Source organism: Luteimonas deserti, from assembly GCF_013425765.1.
Classification (GTDB): Bacteria; Pseudomonadota; Gammaproteobacteria; order Xanthomonadales; family Xanthomonadaceae; genus Luteimonas; species Luteimonas deserti.
Genome location: NZ_JACCJZ010000013.1, coordinates 77,546 through 96,957, shown reverse-complemented (window position 1 = coordinate 96,957; position 19,412 = coordinate 77,546). Strand labels below are relative to the sequence as shown.

General features: G+C 64.3%; 17 protein-coding genes. 7 read left to right on the top strand and 10 right to left on the bottom strand.

Translation table 11 applies throughout. From position 1 onward, the window contains the following. Nucleotides 1-5: 5 nt before the first annotated feature. The 5 genes from rfbD to H0E82_RS05765 all read right to left on the bottom strand — a co-directional run bounded on the left by rfbD (nucleotide 6) and on the right by H0E82_RS05765 (nucleotide 4,469). Nucleotides 6-911 (bottom strand): dTDP-4-dehydrorhamnose reductase, encoded by a 906-nt coding sequence (gene rfbD, locus H0E82_RS05785; RefSeq protein ID WP_180544499.1) that lies wholly within the window; start codon nucleotides 909-911, stop codon nucleotides 6-8. After that, entirely contained in the window at nucleotides 908-1,465 is a 558-nt protein-coding gene (gene rfbC, locus H0E82_RS05780; protein WP_180544498.1) for a dTDP-4-dehydrorhamnose 3,5-epimerase, read from the bottom strand. The genes rfbD and rfbC overlap by 4 nt, the downstream gene beginning before the upstream one ends. Further along, on the bottom strand, nucleotides 1,462-2,349 hold the full coding sequence (gene rfbA, locus H0E82_RS05775; protein ID WP_180544497.1) for a glucose-1-phosphate thymidylyltransferase RfbA: 888 nt from the start codon (nucleotides 2,347-2,349) through the stop codon (nucleotides 1,462-1,464). Before rfbA ends, rfbC begins: the two co-directional genes overlap by 4 nt. 54 nt (nucleotides 2,350-2,403) lie before the next feature. After that, a complete protein-coding gene (rfbB, locus tag H0E82_RS05770; RefSeq protein WP_180544496.1) occupies nucleotides 2,404-3,459 on the bottom strand; it encodes a dTDP-glucose 4,6-dehydratase in 1,056 nt (351 codons plus the stop codon). A 137-nt stretch (nucleotides 3,460-3,596) separates the two neighbouring features. Then, on the bottom strand, nucleotides 3,597-4,469 hold the full coding sequence (locus H0E82_RS05765) for a class I SAM-dependent methyltransferase (RefSeq protein WP_180544495.1): 873 nt from the start codon (nucleotides 4,467-4,469) through the stop codon (nucleotides 3,597-3,599). 205 nt (nucleotides 4,470-4,674) lie between these two features. Between H0E82_RS05765 and H0E82_RS05760 the strand changes: the two genes are divergently transcribed. Together H0E82_RS05760 and H0E82_RS05755 are read left to right on the top strand one after the other, a co-directional pair. Beyond that, entirely contained in the window at nucleotides 4,675-5,421 is a 747-nt protein-coding gene (locus H0E82_RS05760) for an electron transfer flavoprotein subunit beta/FixA family protein (protein WP_180544494.1), read from the top strand. Between the two features lie 100 nt (nucleotides 5,422-5,521). Further along, nucleotides 5,522-6,466 carry an electron transfer flavoprotein subunit alpha/FixB family protein gene (locus H0E82_RS05755; protein WP_180544493.1) on the top strand — a complete coding sequence of 315 codons (945 nt, stop codon included), beginning with the start codon at nucleotides 5,522-5,524 and terminating at the stop codon, nucleotides 6,464-6,466. Nucleotides 6,467-6,563: 97 nt separating this feature from the next. Here H0E82_RS05755 and H0E82_RS05750 read toward each other — a convergent pair whose 3' ends face one another. Further along, entirely contained in the window at nucleotides 6,564-6,908 is a 345-nt protein-coding gene (locus H0E82_RS05750; protein ID WP_180544492.1) for an EamA family transporter, read from the bottom strand. Between the two features lie 122 nt (nucleotides 6,909-7,030). Between H0E82_RS05750 and H0E82_RS05745 the strand changes: the two genes are divergently transcribed. After that, a complete protein-coding gene (locus H0E82_RS05745; RefSeq protein ID WP_180544491.1) occupies nucleotides 7,031-9,268 on the top strand; it encodes a DUF7657 domain-containing protein in 2,238 nt (745 codons plus the stop codon). 1 nt (nucleotide 9,269) lies between these two features. After that, nucleotides 9,270-10,289 carry a glycosyltransferase family 2 protein gene (locus tag H0E82_RS05740; protein WP_180544490.1) on the top strand — a complete coding sequence of 340 codons (1,020 nt, stop codon included), beginning with the start codon at nucleotides 9,270-9,272 and terminating at the stop codon, nucleotides 10,287-10,289. 123 nt (nucleotides 10,290-10,412) lie between these two features. Here H0E82_RS05740 and H0E82_RS05735 read toward each other — a convergent pair whose 3' ends face one another. The 4 genes from H0E82_RS05735 to H0E82_RS05720 form a co-directional block, all read right to left on the bottom strand. Continuing rightward, entirely contained in the window at nucleotides 10,413-12,674 is a 2,262-nt protein-coding gene (locus tag H0E82_RS05735; protein WP_180544489.1) for a glycosyltransferase family 2 protein, read from the bottom strand. Between the two features lie 183 nt (nucleotides 12,675-12,857). Continuing rightward, nucleotides 12,858-13,382: a hypothetical protein gene (locus tag H0E82_RS05730; protein WP_180544488.1), complete on the bottom strand. Its 525-nt coding sequence runs from the start codon at nucleotides 13,380-13,382 to the stop codon at nucleotides 12,858-12,860. 111 nt (nucleotides 13,383-13,493) lie between these two features. Next, complete coding sequence (locus H0E82_RS05725) at nucleotides 13,494-15,287, bottom strand: hypothetical protein (protein ID WP_180544487.1); 1,794 nt, start codon at nucleotides 15,285-15,287, stop codon at nucleotides 13,494-13,496. A gap of 13 nt (nucleotides 15,288-15,300) precedes the next feature. Further along, the gene (locus H0E82_RS05720; protein WP_219338428.1) at nucleotides 15,301-16,653 is read right to left on the bottom strand and encodes an ABC transporter ATP-binding protein; all 1,353 of its coding nucleotides are present in this window, start codon (nucleotides 16,651-16,653) and stop codon (nucleotides 15,301-15,303) included. A gap of 124 nt (nucleotides 16,654-16,777) precedes the next feature. On the opposite strand from H0E82_RS05720, the gene H0E82_RS05715 reads away from it, so the two are divergent. The 3 genes from H0E82_RS05715 (at nucleotide 16,778) to H0E82_RS05705 (ending at nucleotide 19,383) form a co-directional block, all read left to right on the top strand. After that, entirely contained in the window at nucleotides 16,778-17,572 is a 795-nt protein-coding gene (locus H0E82_RS05715) for an ABC transporter permease (protein WP_180544486.1), read from the top strand. A gap of 192 nt (nucleotides 17,573-17,764) precedes the next feature. Beyond that, nucleotides 17,765-18,526 (top strand): glycosyltransferase, encoded by a 762-nt coding sequence (locus H0E82_RS05710; protein ID WP_219338427.1) that lies wholly within the window; start codon nucleotides 17,765-17,767, stop codon nucleotides 18,524-18,526. Beyond that, nucleotides 18,523-19,383, top strand: coding sequence for a hypothetical protein (locus H0E82_RS05705; RefSeq protein ID WP_180544484.1), 861 nt, complete (start codon nucleotides 18,523-18,525; stop codon nucleotides 19,381-19,383). The genes H0E82_RS05710 and H0E82_RS05705 overlap by 4 nt, the downstream gene beginning before the upstream one ends. The last annotated feature ends 29 nt before the right edge of the window (nucleotides 19,384-19,412 follow it).

Sequence of the window (19,412 nt, the reverse complement as noted above, 5' to 3'; positions counted from 1 at the left end):
CGCGCTCAGGCGGAGTCGGCCGCCATCTGATCCAGGACCCCGGACAACGCGTCCGTCCACGAAGGAAGATGCACGCCGAAGTCGCGCTGCAGCGTCAAGGTGTCGAGCACCGAGTAGGCAGGACGCTGCGCAGGTGTCGGATAGTCGGCCGTCGTGATCGCCTCGACGGCCGGTGCGCGGGCAAGCAGCCCCCGCTCGACTGCGCCTGCGAAGATCGCTTCAGCGAACCCGTGCCAGCTGGTCTGACCGGCAGGCGTGAGATGCCAGATGCCGGACCGATCTGCGCCCTGCTGCAGGATCTGCGCGGTCACGTCGGCGATCAGAGCCGCCGGCGTCGGCGTTCCGACCTGGTCGGCGACCACGCGCAGGACGTCGCGCTCGGCGCCGACGCGCAGCATCGTGCGCAGAAAATTCTGGCCGTGGGCGGCGTATACCCAGGCCGTGCGGAACACCAGATGGCGCCCGCCTGCGGCGCGGATCGACGCCTCGCCCGCGCGCTTGGTGGCGCCGTAGATACCGAGTGGCGCCGTGGCGTCGTCGGGTCGATAGGGACGCGTGCCGCTGCCGTCGAACACGTAATCGGTGGAGTAGTGCACCAGCGGCACGTCGTGCGCGGCGCACCAGCGCGCGATCGCGCCGGGGGCCGCGGCGTTCGCGGCTTGCGCGGCTACGGAATCGCGCTCGGCCTTGTCGACCGCGGTGTACGCGGCGGCGTTGATCACACGTTTCGGTCGTGTCGCATCGAGCAGCGCGACGACCGAGTCCGGGTCCGAGAAGTCGGCGGCCAGGCACGCACGGCCGTCAGCCAACAGGCCGCTCCGCGTCGTACCGACCACACCACCCAGAGGCGCAAGTGCGCGAAGCAGCTCCTGCCCCACCTGCCCGTTCGCGCCGAAGACCAGCGAGGTCATGCGGCGAATACCGGCAGCCGATCCTCGGCAATGTCGGCCAACAGCGGGGCGTGAGCGTCCTTGTCGGAGAGCAGCGGCGCGTCGACCTGCCAGTCGACACCGATGGCGGGATCGTTCCACCGCACGCCGGCGTCGTGCTCCTTCACGTACACATCCGTACAGAGATAACTGAAGACCGCGTTGTCGGACAGCACTGCGAATCCGTGTGCGAAGCCCTCCGGAATCCAGAACTGACGCTTGTTCTCCCCGCTCAACACCACGCCTTCCCATTGGCCGAACGTCGGCGAGCCCCGGCGGATGTCGACCGCGACATCGAAGACCTCGCCGCGCAGCACGCTGACCAGCTTGCCCTGCGGCCGCGGCCACTGGTAATGCAGGCCGCGCAGGACGCCCCTGGATGACGACGACACGTTGCTCTGCACGAAATTCGTCGGCAGGCCGTGCTGGCCGAAGCGTTCGGCATTCCAGGTTTCGAAGAAGAACCCGCGCGCATCGCCGAAGACGGCGGGATCAATGATGACGCAGCCTGGCAACCCGGTTTCGATGACCTTCAACGAACGACCCCCCGCTCGACGAGCGACATCAGGTACTTCCCGTATCCGTTCTTGGACAGCGGCCGGGCGAGCGCAGACAGCTGCTCGGCATCGACCCAGCCGTTGCCGAATGCAATCTCCTCCGGGCAGCAGACCTGAAGGCCCTGCCGGTCCTGGATGGTCTGGATGAAATTCGACGCCTCGTGCAAGGACTGGTGCGTCCCGGTGTCAAGCCACGCATAGCCGCGGCCGAGCTGCTCGAGGTACAGCGCGCCCTCATCGAGATAGCGGCGGTTGAGATCGGTGATCTCGAGCTCCCCCCGCGGCGAGGGCGCGAGCTCGGCGGCGTAATCGCTGGCGCGGCCATCGTAGAAATACAGACCGGTGACCGCATAGTGCGAACGCGGCTGTTCGGGCTTCTCGGCGATGTCCACCACCCGGCCGGCCGCATCGAACTCGGCCACGCCATAGCGCTCCGGATCGTGGACCCAGTAGCCGAAGACGGTGGCGCCGTCGCTGCGGGCATCAGCGCGCTGCAGCGTGTCCGTCAATCCGTGCCCGTGGAAGATGTTGTCGCCCAGCACCAGGCAGCTCGGCTTGCCGCCAACGAAGTCACGACCGATCAGATAGGCCTGGGCCAGGCCATCCGGACTCGGCTGCACGGCGTACTGGATGTCCATGCCCCACTGCGAGCCGTCGCCGAGCAGGGTCTGGAACAGCACCTGTTCGTGCGGGGTGTTGATGATCAGCACCTCGCGGATCCCGGCCAGCATCAGCACGCTGAGCGGGTAGTAGATCATCGGCTTGTCGTACACCGGCAACAGCTGTTTGCTGACGCCTTTGGTGATCGGATACAACCGCGTGCCGGAACCGCCGGCGAGAATGATGCCCTTGCGTTGGGTCATGAGCTGGTGTCCTGTGCCGGCCTGCGACTCGTCGCGCGGCCCGCTGGGTGGGAGTCAGGCGACGGTGCCGATACGTTCGAGCCGGTAGCTGCCGTCGAGGATGCGGTGGACCCAGTCCTGGTTATCGAGATACCAGTCCACGGTCACTTCCATACCGGTCTCGAACGTGTGCTCCGGCCTCCAGCCGAGTTCATTCTGCAGCTTGGAGGCGTCGATCGCGTAACGGCGGTCGTGACCGGGACGATCGGTGACGTACGTGATCTGGCTGGCACGCGGCTGGCCGTCCTCGCGCGGACGACGCGCGTCGAGAAGACGACAGATCGTCTCCACCACCTCGATGTTCTGGCGTTCGGAGTCGCCACCCACGTTGTACGTCTCCCCGACACGGCCCTTTTCGAGCACCGTGCGGATCGCGGCGCAGTGGTCGGTGACGAACAGCCAGTCCCGGACCTGCTTGCCGTCGCCGTACACCGGCAGCGGCTCGCCCGCCAGCGCCTTGGCGATCACCAGCGGAATGAGCTTCTCGGGGAAGTGATAAGGACCGTAGTTGTTCGAGCAGTTGGTGGTCAGCACCGGGAGCCCGTAGGTGTGATGGAACGCGCGTACCAGATGGTCGGATGCGGCCTTCGACGCCGAGTACGGGGAGTTCGGCGCATAAGGCGTCGTTTCCGAGAACTTGCCGGTTTCGCCAAGTGTTCCGTAGACCTCATCGGTCGACACGTGCAGGAAGCGGAAGGCCTCGCGACGATCGTCAGGCAGCGCCTTCCAGAAGTCCCGCACCGCCTCGAGCAGGGCCAGGGTGCCGACGACATTGGTCTGGATGAAAGCCCCCGGGCCGTCGATCGAGCGATCCACGTGGCTCTCCGCGGCGAAGTTCAGCACCGCGTCGGGCTGGTGCTCGGCCAGCAGCCGAGTCACGAGCGCACGGTCGCCGATGTCGCCGTGCACGAAGGTGTGATTCGGCGAATCTTCGACCGATGCCAGCGTCTGCAGATTGCCCGCATAGGTCAGCGCGTCGAGATTGACGATGCGCACGCCCTGGCGCACGGCCTCGAGCACGAAATTACCGCCGATGAAACCGGCACCGCCGGTCACGAGCCATGTGGGCACAGCTTCTCTCCTCAGGAGCGCCGCAGATCCACGGAGATCGGCTCGGCGCAAGGCCGGGAAGATTACAATGTCGGCGCGTACTTCGCTGCATCCAGATGAACGTGGTCAGACTCGGGCCGCGAAACCAGTCCGCCGAATCACGACGCTTTCAAGGTCCATACTTTTATGTCGGCCGGCAGGAACCTCAAGAAGGGGGCCAGTATCACCATCGCGCCCGTGATCGTTGCAGCCTTCAGCCTGGACACACTCCGGTCGTAGCGAATCCGCGCGTAGAGCCCATGAGTGCTCAATGTTGGAAGCGTATAGCTATCCACTAGGCGAAGACCGGAGCGAGCGGCGATTGTCCGGACACTGGCCTCGTCGAGATAATGGACATGCGGGGACGGAAATCCTTTCTGCCACATCCGTTCGAAGCTGGCAGGAAATCCGCTGCGAGCCAGGAATCGTGATACTCGGTAGAGGATCCCGGTCCGGGCCGGCGCATTGAGGATAACCCTCCCGCCTGGCGCAAGGTGGCGGATGCAGGCAGTCAATGCTGAGCCTATGTCAGGTATGTGCTCGATCACATCGTTGAACACGATCACATCGAAACTTTCCGCGGATTCCAGCGCGTGCGGAAAGAAACCCTGGCGTACGGGAAGACCGTGAGACGCGGCCAAAGCCGCGCTTCGACTGTCCGGCTCTATTCCGAGCACCTCGTACTCCGATCCCGCCAGCTGCAGGAACCAGCCATGTGCACATCCGACGTCCAGCAGTTTCCTCGGCCGGGACCGACCCGCACGATCATCGATTGGAAGACGTGCGATCAACATCTGGAAATTGCTCCGTCTCAGATGGCTCAATCCTTCTTCACGGAGCTGCTCATCCAGAATCTCCACGCTACCGGCCACATCGATCTCCACCCGAAGCGAGCTCCCTTCGTAGGTGCAATTCGTGCACTGGAGATGCCAATCGCGCAATCCGGCGACGAGCGGATTGAGACAGGCGGGGCACACGTCATGATCGTTCATAAAGCTGCTCCGGAATTCGGGTCCGCATGTGATTGAGTCATGAACAGAAGCTGAGTGTACCGGCTCGCAGGCGGCCGGCCCGCTCGATTACCGGTCGCCCGTCCTCGCGAAGTCGCGCGGACGGCCGGCTGCCGCTAGAATCGAGGCTCCAACAGAAGAACCGGCTTGCAGTCCACGCCGAGTTCGCCAAGGGAACCGATAGCGAATGAAAGTACTCGTCGCCTACAAGCGCGTGGTGGACTACAACGTCCGCATCCAGGTCAAACCCGACGGCTCCGGCGTGGTCACAGATGGCGTCAAGCTGTCCGCAAACCCGTTTGATGAGATCGCCCTGGAGGAAGCGCTGCGCCTGCGCGACAAGGGTGTCGTCACCGAAGTTGTCGTGGCTACGATCGCGCCCGCCGATGCCCAGGCCCACCTGCGCAACGGCCTCGCAATGGGCGCCAACCGGGCGATCCACGTGGTTTGCGACCAGGCAATCCAGCCGCTGACGGCGGCGCGTACTTTGCTCAAGCTCGTCGAGAAGGAGCAGCCGGACATCGTGATCCTCGGAAAACAAGCGATCGACGATGATGCCAATCAGACCGGTCAGATGCTGGCCACCCTGTGGGCCCGCCCGCAAGCCACGTTCGCCTCGAAGGTCGAGGTCGCAGACGGAAAGGCGACGGTGACGCGAGAGGTGGACGCCGGCCTGGAGACTCTCGAGGTCGATCTGCCAGCGGTGATCACGACCGACTTGCGCCTCAACGAGCCACGTTTTATCAAACTGCCGGACATCATGAAGGCGAAATCCAAGCCCATGGAGTCGATCCCGTTCGCGGATCTCGGCGTCGAATCGGCGGATACGCTCAGGACCGCGCACTTCGAAGCGCCCGCCGGGCGTACCAAGGGCGTCATGGTGAAGGATGCCGCCGAACTCGTCGCCGCACTGAAGGCGAAGGGCTTGCTCTGACGCTGTGCCCTTGGCAACAGAGAACGAGCACGCTCGCTGCGTCACTCAAGACACCCGGTCGCCCGCTTGTTGCGGGAACGACCATACAAGGAAACCCTTCATGTCCAACGTCCTCGTCATTGCCGAACACCGTGACGGCAGCCTGAATGCCAGCGCGACCGCGAAGACGGTAGCCGCGGCGCAGGCGCTGTCGCCGGAGACGATCGATGTCGCGGTGTTTGCGGCCGATCCGGCCGCCGCAGCTGCCGAGGCCGCCAGCATCGCCGGTGTGGCGAAAGTGCTGGCCGTTGCCAACTCCGTCAATGCGCAGGCGCTCGCCCAGGTGCTGGGCCCGCAGGTTGCGAAGCTCGCAGCCGGTTATACCCATGTGTTCGCGCCATCGACGACCTTCGGCAAGGACCTCATGCCGGTGGTCGCCGCGCTGCTGGGCGTGAACCAGATCTCCGACCTGATGACGGTCGAGAGCGCGCACGTGTTCAAGCGGCCGATCTATGCCGGCAACGCGATCGTGACCGTCGAGGCGCCGGCCGATCAGCCGGTCGTTGCGACGATACGCACGGCCTCATGGCAGGAAGCCCCGCGCGGTGGCGACGCTGCCGTCGAAGCGACCAGCATCGATGCGGACCTGCCGACCCATACCCGCTTCATCGGTCTGGCCGCCGGCAGCACGGACCGACCCGACCTGCAGAGCGCGAGGCGCGTGGTGTCCGGCGGCCGTGGCGTCGGCTCGGAAGAGAACTTCAAGATCATCTTCGACTTCGCCGACAAGCTTGGTGCAGCAGTCGGTGCCTCCCGCGCCGCCGTCGACGCAGGTTACGTGCCGAACGAAATGCAGGTTGGCCAGACCGGCAAGATCATCGCGCCCGAGCTTTACATCGCCATCGGCATCTCGGGCGCGATCCAGCACCTGACCGGCATCAAGGATGCTGGCACGATCGTCGCGATCAACAAGGATCCCGACTCGGCGATTTTCGAGATTGCGGACATCGGCCTGGTCGGTGACCTGTTCAAGATCCTGCCAGAGTTGGAGGCCAGCCTCGGATGACCTGGCGTCCACCAATGAGCCGACAGGTGCGGCGTGCGGCGGAGCAGAGGACCCCGCGAGCACCGCTTCTTCGGCCTGTGCGGCTGAACGACGCGGTTTAGCGCTCCCAGGAGGCGATCACGATGCCGACCGCGATGACGCCCCCCCCCACCCACACCCGGAGTGGAATCGATTCGCCGAGAAAGATCCACGCGAAAATCGGCACCAGAAGAAACGACAGGCCGTAGAAGGGAAACGCCTGCGACAGCGGCACCCTCGCAAGCACCGCGAGCCAGAGCACAGTGGCGAGCCCGTAAATGGCCAGTGCCAAGAACAAGGTCCATGACAGGAAGGTTTCGGGACGCGAGAATGCGATCGTCGCCGACGCGAGTTTGAAGAGCACCTGCCCACACGCGAGCATGGTGAGGGTCACCAGAATCATTGCGATCGTCGCAGGGGTCATTACCGTTCCAGTTCGTGACATGGCGCTCCGCATGCCGTCAAGTCTGCGCCAGCGGGGCGCTTGGCGGGGTGTCGATTGTCCCCCGCCAACACGTTCCGAGCAAAGCTCCTAAAGGTTCATTCGTGAAGACCGAAATCCAGCGCACGCCCTCATGGCTCCGCTCTCCCTCGGATCCCATGTACGGGCTCAGGCCCGGGCTGCAATGGGATTGGAGCTGGATCGTCCTGCTGTTGCTGGCCTGCGCTGTCTATGTCGGACTCGCACTGTCGCCGTCGTCGTATGCGTTGGGCCTGGAAAGGTTGGGCCAGCCTGTAACGGGAACCTGGCTGGGGTCGCCCCGCGGCATCCGGTCCGACGAATGGATGGTCTACACACCGTATATGCAGATTGCTGTGGAGAACGGCTTCCAACGCATCAACGCCCTGTCGCCCTACCAGGAAGATCTCCGGACCTTCCAGGCGCTACCGTTGCTGGATTGGGCCTTGCTGTTCAAGCCGTACCACTGGGGTTTCTTTGTCGCTCCTCCCGCCTACGGGTATTCCTTCTATTTTTTCTTCATGTCCACTGCGTTCCTGGCAGGTTGGGCGCTGTTCGTACGCAAGCTCGGCCTGTCGGTCTGGATCGCGGTGCCGGTGGCCGTATCGCTCTACTTCTCCCAATATGTCCAGGTCTGGTGGACGACCAACGCCGGGGCGTTCTCGCTGGCGCCATGGGTGGCGCTTGCATGGATGTATACAGGGCACCGCCTGCTCCGTATCGCACTCACCGCCTATGCGATCACGGCATGGATGCTCGCCTGTGCGTACCCACCGTTTCTCTACTCCATCGCTCTTGCAATCGGCGCGTTGATCATCGCGTTCCGACGCGAGGTCATCAGCCTGCGGAGCCTCTACGACGCCACCATTGCCGGCAGTATCGCGATTGCATTGTTCATCGGCTATTTCCATGAACTCATCGACATCTTGCAGCAGACCGTCTATCCCGGACGCCGGGTCGCGGTCAGCGGCAGTGTCGGTCTGGAGCGCCTGCTTGCGCAGCTCAGCCCCACTGCACTGATCCATGGTTTCGAGCCGCTTGCGCGCATCAAGGGAACAAATGCGTGCGAGATCGCCGTCCTTTCGACTTTGCTGCCCGTCTATGCCGCCGCACTCGCCGATCACCGGACGTTCACCGCGTGGCTCGCGCGCAACCGGCCTACGCTGATCTTTCTCTGCGCCATCCTTGCGCTGTTCATGGCGTGGATGTTCCTTTCGGTGCATCCGATCCTGGCTCGCATCTCCGGTCTTTATCTGGTGCCGCCTGCGCGTGCCTTGGTGGGGTTCGGGCTCGTGCTCAATATCCTTGCGGCCGCCTACATCGCGATCGCGGGCATCCGTGTATCAGTTTCTCGCGCGTTCGCCACCATGGCGCTGGTCGGGACCGCGCTCTGGGTCAAGACGTCCTGGAGCGGGACGGACTTCGCGGGCACCTTCAGCTATCTCGACGCGGTATTTCCTCTCGCGACCATAGCCCTGCTCGTGGGCCTGGCGCTGCTCCGAACCGCTCCTGCGCGAACGGTACTCACGATCTGGGTTGCGGCCGCGGCGAACGTCGCGATGTTTGGCGCGTTCAACCCAGTGCAGCGTGCGCATGCGATTTTCGAGGTCGATCGTGACGCCGTACGCGCCACACTCGAAACGGAAGGGGCGCGCACCGACAGAAACGGGGCAATCGTGGCGCTGGGGCATTACGGCGCCCTGATCCCGGGCGCCGGCGTGCCCAGCATCAACCATGTGTTGTATACCCCTCAGCTCGAGTTCTTTCGCCGGCACTTCCCCGGTATGGAGGAGGCGCGCTTCAACGAGGTCTTCAACCGCTACGCGCACGTCATCGTCAATGAGGCGCCTGAGCCCTCCCTGTTGTCGCCCGATTCGCTGAGCGTTCCCTGGCATGTGATGGTTGACGGTGAGGCATCGGTCCGGCCGAACGCGGTGCGGATCGAACAGCTTGCGGAACGTCCGGAAGCCGCCGCAGACGCCGCGTTCGGACATATCGACTCGGCCACCATCTCCGACGGCACCCACCTCGAGATCGTCGGCTGGTCGCGCACTCCGCTCGAGTCAGGTACCGCCGTTGGACTCTGGTCGAATGCCCGCATCGAGAATCTCGTGATCCGAGGACAGCCTCGGGCCGACGTGGCCGCCAGCGTCTCCCAGGATCTCGCGCAATCCGGCTTCGTGATCGAAGCCGAAGTGACCATCGGCCCCGACGAGAACCCCATGCTGTGCCTCGTCGTGCTCCAGGGCCAGACGGTCGATACCGCGCTGGTGTTTCCCGACGGCCGACGCGACTGCGTCTCCCTTTTTGCCCTGGCCAACTGACATGAACCCTTCATCCCAAGACGACGCGGTAGGCCAGCGGATTGCAGTGGTCATACCCTGTTACCGGGTCACGCAACACATCCTGCACGTGATCGCCCGGGTGGGCGTCGAGGTGTCGGCCGTCTTCTGCGTGGATGATGCCTGTCCTGACAACAGCGGCGATTTCATTGCCGCTCAATGCCGCGATCCGAGGGTGACGATTCTGCGTCATGCGCAGAACCAGGGTGTTGGCGGGGCCGTGATGACCGGCTATGCAGCCGCGATCGCTGCGGGTTACGACATCCTGGTGAAGATCGATGGCGACGGCCAGATGGACCCGGAGCTGCTGCCACACTTCGTCGCCCCGATCCTGAGCGGCCAGGCCGACTACACGAAAGGCAACCGGTTCTGGGAGCTTGGCCAGATCCGGCAGATGCCGCTGATCCGGAGGATCGGGAATCTCGGACTTTCGTTCATGGCGAAAGCATCCTCGGGCTATTGGGACGTTTTCGACCCGACCAACGGATACACGGCGATCCATGCCAGTATTGCCAGCTACTTGCCGTTCGATTCGATCAGCAAACGCTACTTCTTCGAAACGGATGTGCTGTTCCGTCTCAACACCCTGCGGGCGACTGTCAAAGACATCCCGATGAACGCCCACTACGGGGATGAAACGAGCCACCTCAAAGTCTCCAAGGTCATTGGCGAGTTCGCGCTCAAGCATTTCCGGAACGGCACGAAGCGCATCGTGTACAGCTATTTTTTGCGCGACATGTCGATCGCATCGATCGAACTTGTCGGAGGCCTCGGGCTGCTGACATTCGGCGCGCTGTTCGGGGGCTACCACTGGTACCAATCGAGTCTGGCCGGGAGCGCCACACCGGTCGGCACAATCATGCTCTCGATCGTCGCACTGATCACCGGGATCCAGTTCCTGCTGGCATTCGTCAGCTACGACATCGCCAATACGCCCCGGGCAACGCTGAACCGGGTCGTGAGGAGACGCGCGGTGACCGCGCCGAGCCCACTGCGCCGCTGACATCGGAACACCCAGCGGGGGAGGCTCCCGAGGGGGTGCACTCACCCCGGCCTGCCTACGCGCGACGAGGCACTACTCAGGCGGGATCGCAGCGAGCCACTGCCGGCTCGCCACCTGTGATCATCACAGCGAGCGCGGCGGATAGGCCAGAGTGAACGGGGCGTCTACCAGGCTGAAATTGATGTTGTAGTAGGGATCCTGTTCCAGGAGTGCTCCCCAGCGGTTTTTCATGAAGCTTTCTTCGCGTTTGAAGCGCGCGATTTTCTCGGGAGTATTCTCGTAACCGCGGGACGCCGACTCGTGGTGATACATCTCGGCAAACGGCGTCCACAGGTTGCGATAGCCGGCTTCCCGAACACGGATGCAGAAATCCACATCGTTGAAGGCGACCACAAGCGACTCGTCCAGTCCGCCGACCTGCTCGAACACGTCGCGCCGCACCAGGGCGCATGCCGCGGTGACCGCACTCAGGTTCTGGGCAAGCCCCGCCCGATGCTTGTCGCCCGGATATCCACGCGGCATCCCGACATAGCAGTGTCCGGCCACCCCGCCGATCCCGAGAATGACCCCAGCGTGCTGGATCGTGTCGTGGGGGTAATAAAGCATCGCACCGACCACACCGATCTCGGGTCGGCCCGCATGTCCGACCATCTCCGTGAGCCAGTCGCTGCTGATCACTTCGATGTCATTGTTCAGGAGCCCGATGATCTCACCTCGGGTGTTGGCTGCCCCGAAGTTATTGATCTTCGAATAATTGAAGGGCGCATCGAACGCGAGCACGCGCACATTGGGCAGCCTGCTGACAGATTCGAAGTAACGCAGGGTAGCCTCTTCGACCGAGCCGTTGTCCAGAATGACAACCTCGTAATTGCCGTACGACGTGCGCTCAAGAATCGAGTCGACACACTGGCTCAGAAGGTCGACACGATCGCGGGTTGGAATGAGCAGGCTCACGTGCGGTTCGGGGACCGGGATGGCGTGGGCGATGCGGTAGTAACCGCTGTAGCCTGACATCTCGACTACACGTGCGGGTGTTGCGGTGCGATCGAAGTGGTCCTGGATCGCCCGCATGGCAGCAAGGTGCGCGTAGCTCTTCTCACCCGGCGCGAGCGCAGTCGATCCCTGGATCATCCGCCAGTGATACAGGACTTTGGGAATGTGTCCGACCTGATCGGCCTCGAGCAGCTCCGTTGCGCGCAGAGCGAGATCCCAGTCCTGGGCGCCATCGAATCCAGTGCGGAAACCGCCGATCTCCCTGATCAACGCATGCTCGTACACGCCGAGATGACAGACGCAGTTCTGTGAAAGGAACAGATCCGGATTCCAGTCCGACTTGAAATACGGGTCGCTTCGCCGTCCGCTCTCGTCGATCTTGTCCTCATCGGTGAACAGCATGCGCCAGCGAGGGTGACGCTCCAGCTCCACCGCGCACCATTGGAGAGCCAGCGGATGCAGCGCATCATCATGGTCGAGCAAGGCGACATAGTCGCCGGTCGCGAGGCCAAGCGCGCTGTTCGATGCTGCCGCAATGTGACCGTTCTGATCACGCCGGATCGCCTTGATGCGGGAATCCCGTGCGACGAGCGATTGGATGAGCTCCCAGACGGCCGGCGAAGGGGAAGCATCATCGGCGATGCACAGCTCCCAGTTCTGATAGGTCTGCGCTAGCACGCTCTCTACACAGGCTTGCAGCCAGCGCGGGTCGGTGTTGTAGGCCGGAAGCAGAATCGAGAACCGGGGTGAACTCGAAAGCGGCGGCATAGACGCGAGCGCGAGCGCGATGCCTTCGGACGAACAGTCGTCGTAGAAATCCAGCCAGACGTCGTAATCGGACAGGTCATGCGTCGTGGCATCTGCCGCGTAAGCGGTGTACAGACGCTCGGCCATCTGCCTAGGACCGCCGAGCAGATCCCGAGCTGTGGTTCCGAGAAGGCGAAAGCGCTCGGCGGGCGTGCCGGTCTGCCACAGCGTATCGAGCATCAACCACGCCGCCTGGGCTTTCCCAGCGCGAACGAGGGAGAAGCTGAGCACCCGGAACTCTGCAGGAAGGAGTGTGGGGTCGAATCGCAGGGCGGTGACATCGGCAATGAATCGAACCAGCCGCTGTATGCGGTGGCGTCCGCCTCTCGCATTGTGAAGCGGGATCGCCACGCTGTCGCTTTCGACGACGGTCCCTCTGCCGTAGTCCGGATACAGCACAGGCGCGTGTATGCGCCCGCGGAGCACCTCGAACTCGACGTCGACAACGTACCAGCCCCCTTGCAGCACCCCCGTGGGAAGCTCCACTTCGAAGTAGGGATCGCTGCCGATCGCGCGCCAGCACGACGTCCCGTCCTCAAGGTCGAGTTTCGCAAGCTGGTGAAGGGGAATCAGTCGGTTGTTCATCGGAAATCGAGGCCTGTTCGGGCGTGCAAAGCGGCGGTGTAGTGCATCTGGATCAACTCGGCCCCAGGTGTTGCGGGTGGGCACACGGTGGAACGGTGGACGGTTGTCGCGGTCACACCTGGTCAGAGATCAAGCCGTGAGGAAGGGTCTTGGCAGCGGGCTGCGGACCCCTTAGCCCGAGCCTCATTGCGCCGCCAGCGTCAGACTCACGTCGAACTGACACTGCACTGCATCGGAGCTGTCCATCGCGATCGCGACACGGTAGGTACCGGGCTCGACAGCCAGCGTCGTGGCTACACCGAAACCGGATTGCGCGAGTCCCGGCTTGTTCAACGCATCGACCACGTCGGGTCGATCCCGCCCGGTCCGGACCGGCGCTGCATACATTCCACCGTCTCCGGTCAGAATCAACCGGGCGTCCGAGGGCACCTGCCCCTGCGGGTCACCGACCCAGCCGACGAACAGCGCTTCGTCGCCAGCGCCCAACGTGACCGCCGCTACAGGCTGGCCATTGATCGTATCCAGACTGCAGTCGCCACCCTCGGCCACCGGAGCCGACGCTTCCCCCACCCGCTCGAGCGTCACTCTGGGCAGGGACTCCGGGGACTCCGCTGCGTGCTGCCCGTCAACGTCCTTCTGCCCACAACCGATGACCAACACGACGAGTGTCGCGACCGTTGCAGTACGTGTCTTCAACAATGCAGCCATTCTCTGCTCCTTCGGCCCCGAACTGGGACCCAACAATGCACACGGGGCTCCGCTGATCAAACTCTCAGCAAGACGGGCGCGAACCAAAAAAGGCGGTCGACATCTCGCCGCCTATCGCAGCAGAGCCGCTTTCAGCCGGGTCCACCAATAGCGCGGCGAACGACGCCGCATCCACTCCATTATCAATGCCTGCTGCCCGCGAATCTCGACCAGTTCAGAGGCAATGCCGCTCAATTGCGCGCGTGCGGCCTCCAGCTCGCCCCCGTGCGACGTGCCCACGCTCGCTACAGTTCCTGCAAGGGCCTCCAGGGTCGCGCCGAGCTGCAGTTGCCGATCAGCCAGCCCTGGCACGGCATCGGCCACACTGTCGATCCGCATCCGCTGCTCACGCAATGCGCGGACACCATCACCGATCTCGGCCTGCCAAGTTTCGAGATCCCGACCATGTGCCGTCAGCGACGTCCGGTACTCCTCGAGGTAGCCACCCACCTCGGACATCACGGTCTCACAGCGGAAGAGCACCTCGACGCGCAGTACTCCACCAGCTTCGACAGCTGCCAGGCCGCGGGCGTCGAATACGAAATGCGGGTCTTCACCAAGCGCCGCAAACCGCACGACGTCGCTCTCACGGGTATTGGGCACCCGGTGCTCATTGACCCCTTGGATACGGTCGACCAGCGACTGCACCCGCTCCCCACTGATGGCGACGGATTCGATCGCATACACGCCTGGGGCGCTGTCTGGATCGAATCGGAATGCGTCAATCCTCTCGTCTGCCGGGATCTCGAACGTTACGGCACTTCGCAGCCCCGAGACCTGAGGCTGCCCCGAAACTGCGTGCATCTCGGTGAAACCGACGTTCTCGCCACGATAGTAGAGCCGCGCCGGGCCCGGGGACGGGCCGAGAAACGGCGGGCGCCATAGCTCGCGCAGGGCGGCGAGCTTCAAGGTGGCGCTAGCCTGGGCCTGCTCGAGCCGTTGCCGATCGAGCTCCTGCTCCAGCTGTAAAGGCGCTTCTAGGTAACGCGCGGCCAGCGGTAAAAGACGACGCGCCACGTCGTCGAACTGCTGCTCGACGCCACTCGCGTCTGCCGATGCACGCAGCGCGACTCCGTAGAGCTCCAGAGCCAGTGATTCGAAAGGGGATGATCCGCACGGCTCCTCGGACGCCTTGTGACGGCGCAGAGATGCGTCGAGGAACACGTCGATCTCGCTGGCCGCCTCGGGCGTCGGCTCCGGCACGATGTCCGCCAGCCCCGCGTCTCGCATCCGATCCAGCGTGCCGCGCCAGTCAGCCAGCAGCGATTCGTAAGACACGAACGCGCGCGCTACTTCCCGTGTCCCCCGTTCTGCTTCGAGGAGGTAAACCATCCACAGAAGATGCGCCCGCGCGCGCGAAAGGCCATCTCGTGTACGCAGGGAACCGGCCACCTCATCGGGATGCCGCACCATCAGCGCGGCTCCGAGGTCGACGCGCGCAGCCCGGCTGACGTCACTCCACAGCAGCACCAGGCGGCTTGCGCGCGGGTCCTTCACTGCGACCAGGCCCGCGGACACCACCATGGTGTCCAGAAGCCGCGTTAGCGCTGCATGTGCGTCATCGGCTGCAGCGGTGTCCCGCCAGGCTTCGGGCAGCGCCCGCGGGTCCTGCCAACTGCGCCCGAGTGCAGTCAGCACCGCCTCGTGCGCGAGGACAACCTCGGCATTCTCGAAGTAACCCTTGGGATTGTCGCGGGTCGCCGGAAGGAGTTCTTCCCCCAGCTCGGCACCCAGCTTCTGCAGCAGGCCGGTCAGCGCGGACGTGCCGCTGCGATGCATACCGAGTACCAGCAGGAGCTTGCGATCGGCTGCAGATGTCGGCAGGCCTGAGCGGCCGCCGGCGGCAAGGGGAGATGGCTCGCTCAAGTTGAAAATATGATCAGACCTGCGGGGACGACAGTATAGCCCCGCCCTCGGCTCCCTCCCGGGGAAGCGGGGTCACGGCGACCTCCATCTCGACAGGAAATACGCCGGTGAAGCGCTCGCGACTGTCGTCGACGATCTCGAAAGACAGCCGCCCCTCCTGCCTCGAGAGTACCGTGGTGCGTTCGATGCTCGGCGCATCGATCACTCGAGTGCGGATGCGGTAGACCCCGTACTGGAAAATCGCCTTGAACTGGACATCGACCTGGACGAATCCATCCGCGGGTGCAAGCCGGATGCGTTTGCCGGTGAGTTGGAGCCCCCGATTGTCCATCACATCCAGGATGACGCCAGGGTGGCCCACCTCCGCTCCCAGTCGGAGCTTCAGCCTGACCGTCAGGACACCGCCGTACTGCATTGCAACGTGTTGCACGCCCTCGTTGAGCGACGCTTCGACCACACAGGCGGTTTCCAGTCCATAGCCGCCTTCCACGAGACGCACCTTACCCGCACGGTCGTCCTGCTGCTTTGCGAGCACCTGGACATGCGTCCGGTGCAGGTACTCGGTCACCACCTCTTCCGGCAGCCCCTCCATCACGATGCGGCCGCGCTCCAGCAACATCGCACGGTGGCAGAAGGCCTTCACCGCGCTCAGGTCGTGGCCGACGAAGAGAAGCGTCGTTCCCCGCGCGAGAATCTCGTCGATGCGCGCCATCGCCTTGGCCTGGAATGCGGCATCCCCGACCGCGAGCGCTTCGTCCACGATCAGGATGTCGGGATCGGTATGCACCTGGACCGCGAAGGCCAGCCGCAGCGCCATACCGGAGCTGTATGTCTTGACCGGCTCATCGACGAAATCGCCAATGTCGGCAAACGCCAAGATGGCCTCCATGCGATCGCGGATCTGGGCCGGGTCCAGACCCAGAATGGCAGCGTTGACCCGTACGTTCTCGCGTCCGGTGAGCTCGGGGTTGAAGCCGGAGCCCAGCTCGAGCAATGCAGCGATCCGCCCTCCGGCGCGGACGGTCCCAGCCGTGGGCTGGAGAACGCCAGCGACGATCTGCAACAAGGTGCTCTTGCCACTTCCGTTGTGGCCGATGATGCCCAGCGCTTCACCCCGGCGCAGCGTGAACGTGACCGAATGAAGTGCTTCGTGCCGGTGCAGCCGGACATCCGCCTGCCGACGCAACCAGCCCGAGAGCCGGCGCCCCGGCGCGAGATTGGCTGCGCGAACGAGCATCGGCACCCACAATCTGCTGCCCGGCGTGCTCCACAGATGATAGGTCTTGCTGACCCCGCGTACTGCCAGCGCGGCTTCCGCGCTCTCCGAATCGGTGTGGTCTCGCGGGGATCGCGCGGGGCTGCCCATGCCCATCCTTCCGTTTGCTGCACTGACGAAAGGCGCTTATCCTACGCGATTGCATAGCACGCGTGCCGCAGACCCTCCCTCTACCGCCGGGTCGCGCGCGCCCGTCTCATCCGCAGCGAGCAGCATGGGCGCTTCCTTCAGATCTTCTTTCCACCTGTGGCGCACGCTCGTGCGTCAGGATCTGGCAACACGGTATCGAGGATCGCTGCTGGGGCGCGGCTGGCCAGTCCTGTTGCCACTGCTGATGCTGTCGATCTACGCATTCGTATTCGGGATCGTCTTTCGTGCCCGCTGGCCGGGATTGGCTGAAGGCGACCATCTTGGCTTCACACTGAATCTGTTTGCCGGGCTCCTGGTGCACGCGATGCTCGCGGAGTCCGTCGGCCAGGCGCCAGGGCTGCTGGTCAGGCAGAGCAATTTCGTGCGCAAGGTCGTGTTTCCTCTCCCGGTACTGGTCGCCGTGCCGCTTGGAAGCGCCGCTTTTCACGGCGCGATCGGTCTTGGCATCCTCGTTGGCGTCAATGCGATCTGGGGAAGTGGTCTGCATGCGAGCGTGGTCGCTATCCCGCTTGTACTGGTTCCCTATCTGGTCATGCTCTATGGACTGTGCCTGCTGTTCGCCTCGCTGGGCGTCTACATCCGGGACCTCGTGCAGATCACGGGCGCACTCGTGACTGTTGCATTGTTCACTTCGACGGTCTTTTTCCCCCGTGACATGGTGCCGCCGGCTCTGGTCGGAATCGTCGATTTCAACCCCATCAGCTGGCCCGTGCAGACGCTGCGCGATGCATTGCTGCTGGGCGAATGGCCTGCGTTGACACGTGGCTTCGCGGCGTACTGGCTCGTCTCGCTAGGCGTCCTCGCATTGGGCTGGTCGTGCTTCAGTCGCCTGCGCCGGGGGTTTGCGGACGTCCTGTGACGCCGCCAACCGATGAATGACGCCATCCCGCATACGCTCCGGCGCCTGCTCTTCCGTCGTGACTTCGGGGGCTACACCGGGGGGCATGGGAAGGTGTATGACTATTTCCGGCACGCGGCGGCCCACCCCGCCTGGCATCCGACGGTCTACATGGACCCGTCCAGCACCTGGGGCGACAACCCCTGGCATGACGTGGGCCCGCAGGCCTTCAGCGCCGCGTTCGCGCCGCAGCACGCGGACGCGCTTTTTCTCGGCGGCATGGACTGGCTCGCTTATCCGCAGGATGCGGGGCGTCCCGTTATCAACCTCGTCCAGCACGTGCGACACGGCGATCCGGCGCATCCCCTCTCGGATTTTCTCCAGCGGCGCGCGATCCGCATCTGCGTCAGCCAGCCCGTGGCGGACGCAATCCTGGCCACCGGCCGGGTGAACGGACCAGTCCGGGTGATCAACGCTGCACTGAACCTGCCTTCGATTCCGGAGAGCGTGACCCGCTGCGGGATTTTCATCGACGCGATCAAGCAGCCCGAGCTCGGCCGGCACATTGCACTGGGATTGGCCGGGCTTGGCGACGTCACGCTTTCGGACACGCGCCTGCCCCGTATCGATTACGCGCGTGCATTGGCGCGGGCCGAGATCGCGATTCTTCTTCCGCATGCCACCGAAGGCTTCTATCTGCCTGCACTCGAGGCGATGGCGTCAGGCTGCGCGGTGGTTGTACCGGACTGCATCGGAAACCGGGCGTATCTGGTTCCCGGGCTCAACGCGCTCGCTCCGGCGCTTGCGCCGGATGCCATTGTTGCCGCGGTGCGTCGCCTTGTCGAAGAGCCCGGGCTCCGTGCACGGATCGCAGATGCCGGCGGGTGCACCGCGAGCGGCTTCGGGCTGGCCGCAGAACGGACTGCGTTTCATGCGTTGCTCGATTCGCTCGACACCATCTGGGGACATGCATGACCGGGCGGGCCATTGCCCTGACCGGCGTGCCGCGCGGGGGCACGACGCTCGCGTGCCGGCTCCTTGGCGAATGCCGCGACACCGTGGCACTGTTCGAGCCGATGAATGTCTCGACCCTGCCGGTCGCACGCAAGGCCGCGCTCGATCAGATCGAAGCGTTCTTCCAGACGAGCCGTGAGCAGTTGATGACCCGAGGCACTGCGCTCAGCAAGCACAGAGGCGGCGCCATGACCGACAACCCGTTCGATGCGACGCGAGGAGCTGACGGTCGACGCAGTCTCCAGGTGGAGCATGGCGAGGTCGCGCTGGGCCGCCCGGCCGAGCACTTCACCCTGGTGATCAAGCACAACGCGGCCTTCGCCGCCCTGCTGCCGGAGCTCGCCACCCGTTTCATGACGCTGGCGGTCGTGCGCAATCCGCTCGCAGTACTCGCGTCCTGGAACACCGTGGACCTTCCGGTAGCCGACGGCCGCCTGCCCGCGGGTGAGCGCCTCGACCCTGCGCTGGCCGGATCTCTCGCCGCCACCCCGGACCGGCTGACCCGGCAGTGCAGGGTGCTGCACTGGTTCTTCGACCGCTTCGTGCAGCACCTCCCCGCCGGCGCCGTCATGCGCTACGAAGACATCGTCGCCAGCCGTGGGCGCGTTCTGCGTCTTGCCGCAGGCTGCGAGGGGGACGATCGGATGGACCTCCAGGCCCGCAATGCCAGCCCCCTGTATGCCGGCGTCGATATCGCGGCACTGGAACATGCCCTCCACGGCGCTGCAGACATCGGCCGGGCCGCCTGGAGCCACTGGTACGGCGCGGAGGAGATCGCTCGCTCGGCACGCGATCTCGCAACCGCGCGCCTCCGATGAGCTCGCACTCCGCTCCCCGGATCCGTTTC